Source organism: Thermomonas sp. (genome assembly GCF_019104945.1).
GTDB lineage: Bacteria > Pseudomonadota > Gammaproteobacteria > Xanthomonadales > Xanthomonadaceae > Thermomonas.
Map to the genome: position 1 here is coordinate 69,533 of NZ_JAHRWW010000004.1, position 8,097 is coordinate 77,629.

At 59.9% G+C, this 8,097-nt stretch carries 8 protein-coding genes and 1 pseudogene; 5 read left to right on the plus strand and 4 right to left on the minus strand.

The genetic code is table 11. From position 1 onward, the window contains the following. Positions 1 to 11 precede the first annotated feature (11 nt). The 5 genes from KUL77_RS01285 to KUL77_RS01305 all read left to right on the plus strand — a co-directional run bounded on the left by KUL77_RS01285 (position 12) and on the right by KUL77_RS01305 (position 4,554). A complete protein-coding gene (locus KUL77_RS01285) occupies positions 12 to 851 on the plus strand; it encodes a diguanylate cyclase (RefSeq protein WP_297142549.1) in 840 nt (279 codons plus the stop codon). Positions 852 to 937: 86 nt separating this feature from the next. Beyond that, complete coding sequence (locus tag KUL77_RS01290) at positions 938 to 1,147, plus strand: AbrB/MazE/SpoVT family DNA-binding domain-containing protein (protein ID WP_297142551.1); 210 nt, start codon at positions 938 to 940, stop codon at positions 1,145 to 1,147. Further along, positions 1,144 to 1,542, plus strand: coding sequence for a type II toxin-antitoxin system VapC family toxin (locus KUL77_RS01295; protein WP_297142554.1), 399 nt, complete (start codon positions 1,144 to 1,146; stop codon positions 1,540 to 1,542). Before KUL77_RS01290 ends, KUL77_RS01295 begins: the two co-directional genes overlap by 4 nt. Positions 1,543 to 1,569: 27 nt before the next feature. Continuing rightward, positions 1,570 to 4,161 carry a bifunctional aconitate hydratase 2/2-methylisocitrate dehydratase gene (gene acnB / locus KUL77_RS01300; RefSeq protein WP_297142557.1) on the plus strand — a complete coding sequence of 864 codons (2,592 nt, stop codon included), beginning with the start codon at positions 1,570 to 1,572 and terminating at the stop codon, positions 4,159 to 4,161. A gap of 75 nt (positions 4,162 to 4,236) precedes the next feature. Next, complete coding sequence (locus KUL77_RS01305) at positions 4,237 to 4,554, plus strand: DUF3817 domain-containing protein (RefSeq protein ID WP_297142561.1); 318 nt, start codon at positions 4,237 to 4,239, stop codon at positions 4,552 to 4,554. 136 nt (positions 4,555 to 4,690) lie between these two features. Here KUL77_RS01305 and KUL77_RS01310 read toward each other — a convergent pair. From KUL77_RS01310 to KUL77_RS01325, 4 genes and pseudogenes are all read right to left on the minus strand, one after another. Next, a pseudogene (locus KUL77_RS01310) lies at positions 4,691 to 6,682 on the minus strand (chemotaxis protein CheW); the annotation flags it as partial. A 17-nt stretch (positions 6,683 to 6,699) separates the two neighbouring features. Further along, positions 6,700 to 7,065, minus strand: a complete 366-nt coding sequence (locus tag KUL77_RS01315; protein ID WP_297142563.1) for a response regulator — start codon at positions 7,063 to 7,065, stop codon at positions 6,700 to 6,702. Further along, positions 7,062 to 7,346 (minus strand): STAS domain-containing protein, encoded by a 285-nt coding sequence (locus tag KUL77_RS01320; RefSeq protein WP_297142566.1) that lies wholly within the window; start codon positions 7,344 to 7,346, stop codon positions 7,062 to 7,064. Before KUL77_RS01320 ends, KUL77_RS01315 begins: the two co-directional genes overlap by 4 nt. A gap of 107 nt (positions 7,347 to 7,453) precedes the next feature. After that, positions 7,454 to 8,097, minus strand: a 644-nt coding sequence (locus tag KUL77_RS01325; RefSeq protein WP_297142568.1) for a chemotaxis protein CheW, incomplete at its 5' end; no start/stop codon positions are given.

Consider the following 8,097-nt stretch of genomic DNA (forward strand, 5'->3'; position numbering starts at 1 on the left):
ATTGAATGTTGATGAAGCTAACCTCTATGCGCACGAATTTGAAGCCTTGTTTTCTCCGCATCGGCCGCGTTGGTATGCCTGCGCTGGGTCTGCTCCTGTTTGCGAGTGAGGCGAGCGCCCGCGATGATCTTGGCCCGGGCGGTGTCACGGGGATGCTTTTGGCGCTCGTAATTGGCCTAGGGCTGGGGGTTGCTTGGGGGCTAGGGCAACGCGCTCAGCTGCGGCGCAAGCAGCGTGAGTTAGATGAGCGCGTTGCAGAGCTGCATCAAAAGTCCGGGCAATTATTTTCACTTCAGCAAAAAAAAAGTGAGCTGCTTGATCAAATGCAGCGGCAAACCGAAGAGTTTGCGCGGTTGGCGCACGAGGACGCGCTTACTGGCCTGCCCAACGGGCGCTCGTTTGATGAAGCTTATGCACACAACTTCTCGCGCTCTAAACGTCACGGCCAGCCACTGTCGCTGATGCTGCTGAATTTAGATAAGTTTTCGCAGGTAAACGATGATTGGTCGCACGCTGCGGGGGATCGTGTGCTTTCTGAAGTCGGCAGATTGCTGCGCTCGGTGTGCCGCACGTCCGATTTCCCGTCGCGCTTGGGTGGGGATCTGTTCGCAATTATTCTCACCGATACCGATGAAGAGGGCGCTTGGCGTCTTAGTCAGCGTCTGCACGCGGCGTTTGCGGGCTGCAGAAATTGGCACGAAGGTGATTTAGGGCCGAACTACATCAGCTTTAGCGCCGGATTGGTGACGCTAGGGGATGAAGACATGGCCCCCGTGCAGCTGCGCCACCGTGCCGACCGTGCGCTGTACTTGGCCAAACACGCCGGTGGAGCGCGCACGAGCTTGGGCTGAAATAGCCGGTTTAGCGCCGTATTAGGCAAAAGTATGTATTAAAAAGTATGTATAATGAGGGCCTACCTATTCCGTAGGAGGCTCTCATGGAAGCAACTGTTGCCGAACGCGGGCAGATCACCCTGCCAAAGCCCGTTCGCGATGCGCTGGGCCTTGCCAAGGGTAGCGTGCTGAAGGTGGAGCTCGATGGCGGGCGGATCGTGCTGAGCAAGCGCGTGGACGACGCCATATCGCGCGTGCGCGGAAAGTTCACCCTCGACGCCCCAATGACACACTCTGAGGCCGACCAAGCGTGATCGCGGTGGACGCCCCCGTTTTAGTGGAACTGCTGGCCAACGGCCCGCACGCCGACGCCGTAGAAGCCACGCTACGGCAAACTCTAGTGGGCGGCCGCGTAGTGGTGTCCGATGCCGCCTTGGCCAAGGTTGCTTCGTCCCTGCGCAATGGCGCAGACGCGCTGGCCGCATTGGAAGAAATGGGGGTGCTGTATAGCGCTGTGGAAGCTAAATCTGCGCTGCGTGCTGGCGAGATGCAGCGCCGCATGCGCCAGCGTAGCGATGCCTCACGCCCCATCGCAGACTTTTTAATCGGTGCCCACGCCTTGCTGCAATGCGATGCGTTGGTCACCTTTGATGCCTCGTTCTATCGCGATTACTTCAAGGGTCTGAAGTTGATCGTGCCCAAAGACTAAGACCCATACAGACGCAAGGAACCCCCCATGTTGGAAGCCTACCGCCACCACGAAGCCGAACGCGCTGCACTCGGCATTCCCGCGCTGCCGTTGACCGCGCAACAGACGGCCGACTTGATTGAATTGCTGAAGAACCCTCCGGCGGGCGAAGCCGACTACCTTGTCGACTTGCTGGTACACCGCGTCCCCGCGGGCGTGGACGATGCCGCCAAGGTCAAAGCCTCGTATTTGGCCGCGCTCGCTTTTGGAAGCGAAAAGAATGCGCTGATTGCTCCGGCACGCGCCACCGAACTGCTGGGTACCATGCTGGGCGGCTACAACGTAGCGCCGCTGGTGCAATTGCTGGACAACCCCGAGCTGGGGGCCGTCGCTGCCAATGCGCTTAAGCACACCTTGCTGGTATTTGATGCCTTCCACGACGTGCAAGAAAAAGCCAAGGCGGGCAATGCAAATGCGCAGGCCGTGCTGCAAAGCTGGGCCGATGCCGAGTGGTTCACCAGCAAGCCAGAAGTGCCGCAGAGCCTCACCATCACCGTATTCAAGGTGCCGGGTGAAACCAATACCGACGACCTTTCCCCGGCGCCGGACGCCACCACGCGCCCAGACATCCCCATGCACGCTTTGGCGATGCTGAAGAACGCGCGCCCGGACGCGCCGTTCCAGCCGGAAGAAGACGGCAAGCGCGGCCCGATTGGCGACATTCTCAAACTGAAAGAGAAGGGCCATATCGTGGCCTATGTGGGCGACGTGGTAGGCACCGGCTCCAGCCGTAAATCGGCCACCAATAGCGTGCTGTGGTGGACCGGCAACGACATTCCTTACATCCCAAACAAGCGCGATGGCGGCGTGTGTCTGGGCGGCAAGATCGCGCCGATTTTCTACAACACTATGGAAGACGCGGGCGCACTGCCGATCGAGCTGGACGTCAGTCAGATGCAGCACGGCGACGTGATCGAGCTGCGTCCATACGAAGGTAAAGCGCTGAAAGACGGCAAAGAAATCGCCACGTTCGAGCTGAAGTCGGACGTTCTGTTGGACGAAGCCCGCGCTGGTGGGCGCATTCCGCTGATCATTGGCCGTGGTCTTACCGCCAAGGCGCGCGAAGCACTAGGCCTGCCGGTAACCGACCTGTTCCGTCTGCCGGTGGTGCCGCCGGATACCGGTAAGGGCTTCACCCTGGCGCAGAAGCTGGTCGGCCGCGCCTGCGGCCTGCCGGAAGGCAAGGGCATGCGCCCGGGCACCTACTGCGAGCCGCGGATGACCTCGGTGGGCAGCCAGGACACCACCGGCCCGATGACCCGCGACGAGCTGAAGGACCTGGCCTGCCTGGGGTTCAGCGCCGACCTGGTGATGCAGAGCTTCTGCCATACGGCGGCCTACCCGAAGCCGGTGGACGTAAAAACCCACCACACCCTGCCGGAGTTCATCTCCACCCGTGGCGGCGTATCGCTGCGCCCGGGGGATGGCATCATCCACAGCTGGCTGAACCGCATGCTGTTGCCCGATACCGTGGGTACCGGCGGCGACAGCCACACCCGTTTCCCCATCGGTATTTCTTTCCCGGCAGGTTCTGGCTTGGTGGCTTTTGCCGCCGCCACGGGCGTGATGCCGCTGGATATGCCAGAGTCGGTGCTGGTGCGCTTTAGCGGCAAGCTACAGCCGGGCGTGACCTTGCGTGATCTCGTCCATGCGATCCCGCTGTACGCAATTAAGCAGGGCTTGTTGACGGTGGAGAAGAAGGGCAAGAAGAACATCTTCTCCGGCCGCATTTTGGAAATTGAAGGCCTATCGGATCTGAAGATCGAGCAGGCGTTCGAGCTGGCCGACGCCTCGGCCGAACGCTCCGCTGCCGCCTGCACGGTACGCCTCAATAAAGAGCCGATCATCGAATACCTCAACAGTAATGTCACGTTGCTGAAGTGGATGATCGCCGAAGGCTACAAGGACGCGCGTACCCTGCAGCGCCGCATCGAAAAAATGGAAGCCTGGCTGGCGAACCCGCAGCTGGTGGAGCCCGATGCCGACGCCGAATACGCCGCCGTCATCGACATCAACCTTGACGATATCGTCGAGCCGATCGTGTGCTGCCCGAACGACCCAGACGATGCCAAGACCCTGTCGGACGTGGCGAACGCCAAGATCGACGAAGTGTTCATCGGTTCTTGCATGACCAATATCGGCCACTTCCGTGCGGCCGCCAAACTGCTGGAAGGCAAGCGTGATCTACCCACCCGTCTGTGGATCGCACCGCCCACCAAGATGGACGAAGCCGAGCTCACCAAGGAAGGCCATTACGCCACCTTCGGCACGGCCGGCGCGCGTACTGAAATGCCGGGCTGCTCGCTGTGCATGGGCAACCAAGCGCAGATCCGCGAAGGCAGCACCGCGATGTCCACCTCAACGCGTAACTTCCCGAATCGCCTTGGTCGCAATACTAATGTGTACTTGGGTTCCGCAGAGCTGGCGGCGATTTGTGCGCGTCTGGGCCGCATCCCCACCCGCGAAGAGTATCTGGCCGATGTCGGCGTGGTGAATGCCAACGGCGATCAAATCTACCGTTATATGAACTTCGACCAGATCGAAGAGTTCAAGACGGTGGCCGATACCGTTGCCGCGTGATCCATCGCGTATAGTGGTTCCAAGCGCCCGGTTCTGCCGGGCGCTTTTTTATCTCAATCCATTACGAGTTAGGGTATGACTGAAAAAACCGCGCTCTCTGGTATGGGCAAACTGTTTGCCGCCATCGCGCTGATTGAAGCCATTACTTGGGCAGGCTTGCTCATTGGTATGTATTTGAAATACGTCAGCGGCGTCACCGACCTTGGCGTGTGGCTGTTTGGCCGCCTGCACGGGTTGGCGTTCTTGACGTATGTGGTGATCGCGATTATGGCCGGGCATCGTTTGCGCTGGCCGCTCTGGGCGCTGATTCTGGCGATTTTTGCCGCGATCCCACCGCTAGCAACGCTGCCACTGGAATGGTGGTTCAAGCGCCGTGGGCTGCTGAGCCGCTAAGACGCGGCCCTGCATGAGCCGCCGGTTAGGCGGCTTTTTTGCGCAGCTTGTCGAGTTCGATGATCTGCGCCAGTACCGCTTCAATCTTGCTGGCTTCAACCGGAGGTGCCACCGCCTGAGACTTCGTGGCAAGGCTGCCCACGTCCACAATGAGGGCCACGCGACCGTCACCCAAAATCGTGGCACCCGCAACGCCTGCAATGCGGCGGTAGTTGCGCTCAAGATTCTTAACGACCACCTGCTGCTGGCCAAGCAGTTCGTCCACTTCCAGCGCCAGCTGACGGCCTTGGCTTTCCACCACAACGGCAATGGGCTGGGTGCCGGGCTCGCGCTTTTGATCCAAGCCGTATTGGGCGGCAAGATCAATCAGCGGCACATAGTCTTCGCGCACACGCAGCAGGCGCGAGTCGCCCGCCACGGTCTTGATGTGCTCATCCGATGGCTGCAGCGATTCCAACACCACATTGAGCGGCAGGATATAGACCTCACCGCCTACGGAAACGGTCATGCCGTCCAAGATCGCCATGGTCAGTGGCAGGCGGATCGACACCGTGGTGCCTTCACCCGCTTTACTACGAATTTCGACTTGCCCGCCCAGCGCAATAATGTTTTTGCGCACCACGTCCATGCCCACACCACGGCCTGAGAGGTCGGTGATGGCATCGGCGGTGGAGAAACCGGGGGCGAAGACGAGGTCCCAAATCTGCCCGTCGGTAGCGTTCTCCGGAACCGGAATGCCACGCTCGGCGGCTTTGGCAAGAATCTTGTCGCGGTTGAGGCCACGGCCGTCATCGCCTACTTCAATAATGATGTGGCCGCCTTGGTGCGCTGCAGACAGCGTAACGGTGCCAGCCTCTGGCTTACCTGCAGCAATGCGCTGCTCGGTGGTTTCAAGGCCGTGGTCGATGGCATTACGCACCAAATGCACTAAGGGGTCGACGATCTTTTCGATCACGCCCTTGTCGAGTTCGGTGCCTTCGCCCGACATCTTCAGGTTGACCTTCTTGCCGATCTTCGAGGCGATGTCGCGCACCATGCGCGGGAAGCGGCTGAAGGCAAAATCGACCGGCAGCATACGCACCGACATCACCGCTTCTTGTAGGTCGCGGGTGTTGCGGTCGAGCTGGCCTAAACCAGCAAGGAGCTGCTCGTGCAGGCCCGGATCAAGCTCAGAAGAGCGCTGCGCCAGCATGGCCTGGGTGATGACCAGCTCGCCAACGAGGTTGATCAGCGCATCGACCTTATCTACGGCTACGCGGATCGTGGTTTCGGCGGCATCGTGACGCTGCGCCGGTTCTGCCGCCGCTTTCTTGGCAGGTGCAGGTTTTTCTGGTTCGGCTTTGACTGCGGCTGGCACAGGTGCTGCGGCCGGTGCGGCCTCTGGAGCAGGGGCAGTGGCGGCCGGTACGGGAGCTTGTGCCATTAGCGGCTCAATAATCAGCGAGCACTGATCGTCCACCCAAGCAAAGGTGTCTTCAACCGCGCTACGCTTGATGTCACCGACCAGCTCTAAATCCCAGGCAAGCCAAGCTTCAAACGGATCGAGTTCTTCAAAGGCGGGCAGGCCGTTGTCGCGGCAGCTCACTTTGAGTTCGCCAAGATCGTCTAGCTCACGCAGCATGCGCAGCGGGTCGTTGCCGCTGAGGAAAAGCGATTTCTCTGGGGTGAAATTGATTTTCCAGCCCTGCGGCTTGGCCTCTTCCGACACTGCGGCGGCGGCAGGGGGCGCGCTTGCAGTGGCGGCATCGCCAGCAAGCATGCGCTCTAAGCCAGCGCGGGCTTGCGATAGCATGGCTTGGTCGATCGCATCACCGTGCTCGGCGGCCGCCAGTAGCATACGCAGGGCGTCCACGGATGTGAGTAGCACCGTGATGGCATCTGGCCCCAGCGTGCGGTGGCCGCTACGGGCCTCTTCCAGCAGGGTTTCCAGCAGGTGCGTGAACTCAGCAATGGAGGAGAAGCCAAAAGTGGCGCTACCGCCCTTGATCGAGTGCGCCGCACGGAAGATCACATGGATGGTGTCGATGCCACCGCCACCCGATTCCATATCGAGCAGCCCCGCCTCCATCGCGGCGATGTTTTCGCGGCTCTCTTCAAAGAAGGTGGCGTGGAAGCGGGTGATATCCATAGTGACCTCTTGGTGGTTTAGCCAAGAACCTTGCGAACGGTGGCGAGCAGCTGTTCTGGATCAAACGGTTTAACTAGCCAGCCCGTAGCACCGGCGGCGCGGCCCTCGCTCTTTTTGTCGGCACCGGATTCGGTGGTCAACATCAGCAGCGGGGTAAATTTGTATTCCGGCAGCGTGCGCAGCTGGCGGATTAGTTCGATGCCGTCCATACGCGGCATATTGACGTCGGTAATCACCGCATCAAAGCGCTGGGTTTTAGCAATTTCAAGGGCGGCCAAACCATCTTCGGCCTCCTTGACGTTATAGCCGCCGCCGCTCAGGGCGAACGCGACCATTTGGCGCATTGAAGTGGAATCATCAACGATCAGAAGATTTGCGCTCACGCAGCGTCTCCGGGAGTGGAATCAACCCCTAGGCTGCTGGCAAGCGCGAGTTGGCGCGCTGCATCAATCAGCGTGGGGGATGCAAGTGTAATGGTTGTGGTGTGGCCGCGCGCTTTTCTGTCGCGAATAAATGCGTGCAGCAGCTGGAGACCGGCCGTGTGGACACGGCGAACGTCAGCTCCGGAAAGCTCCAGAACTTGGTCGTCCAGATGCGGGCGCAGGGCCGCTTGCAGGTCTGCGACCTGTTCGATGCCGAGATCGGCTTGCAGTGACAGTGGCATTGATCGCCTCAACGTGGGTTCCTACCCTGTCAGCTTAACGGCGTTTGCGCCGGGTTCTTGATCTTTGTAACCGAAATTGCGGGGTTGTGCACATTTGTAATGAGAAATTAGTCAAACAAGACGGTGGCATCGAGTAAAACGGTGGGGGGAGCCCCCGGTGTGCGCGCGATACCCATACCAATTTTATCGCGTGCGCCGAGTGCTGGTGGTTCTATTTGCTCTGAGCTAAGTGTTATCACATCGGTAACGGCGGTGACCAGTACCCCAAGTAACTCGTCTTGGTGTTCCAGCACCACGATACGCGCACGCTCGTCAATTTCAACCGAAGCGCGGCGCAACCAGCGGCCAAGGTCGTGTACGGGGACCACTTGCCCGCGCAGGTTCATCACGCCCATCAGCGAAGGCGATGCGCCGCGAATGGCAATAATTGGCAGCATGCGCACCACTTCCTGCACGCGCAGCAGTTCAACCGCGTAGCGGTCTTCGTCCAGGGTCACGCGCAGCCAGCGTTCGCCTGCAGGGGCGGGGGGCGTCTGTGAACGATCAAGACCCTCCGAAGGCGCCAAGAACGGATACAAATCCGCCATAGAAACACGTTGGGGTACTTCAGGCTCAGCGGCTACTTCAGGCTCAGCAGCTACTTCAGGCTCAGCAACTACTTCAGGCTCAGCAACTACTTCAGGCTCAGCAACTACTTCAGGCTCAGCAACTACTTCAGGCTCAGCAACTACTTCAGGCTCAGCAACTACTT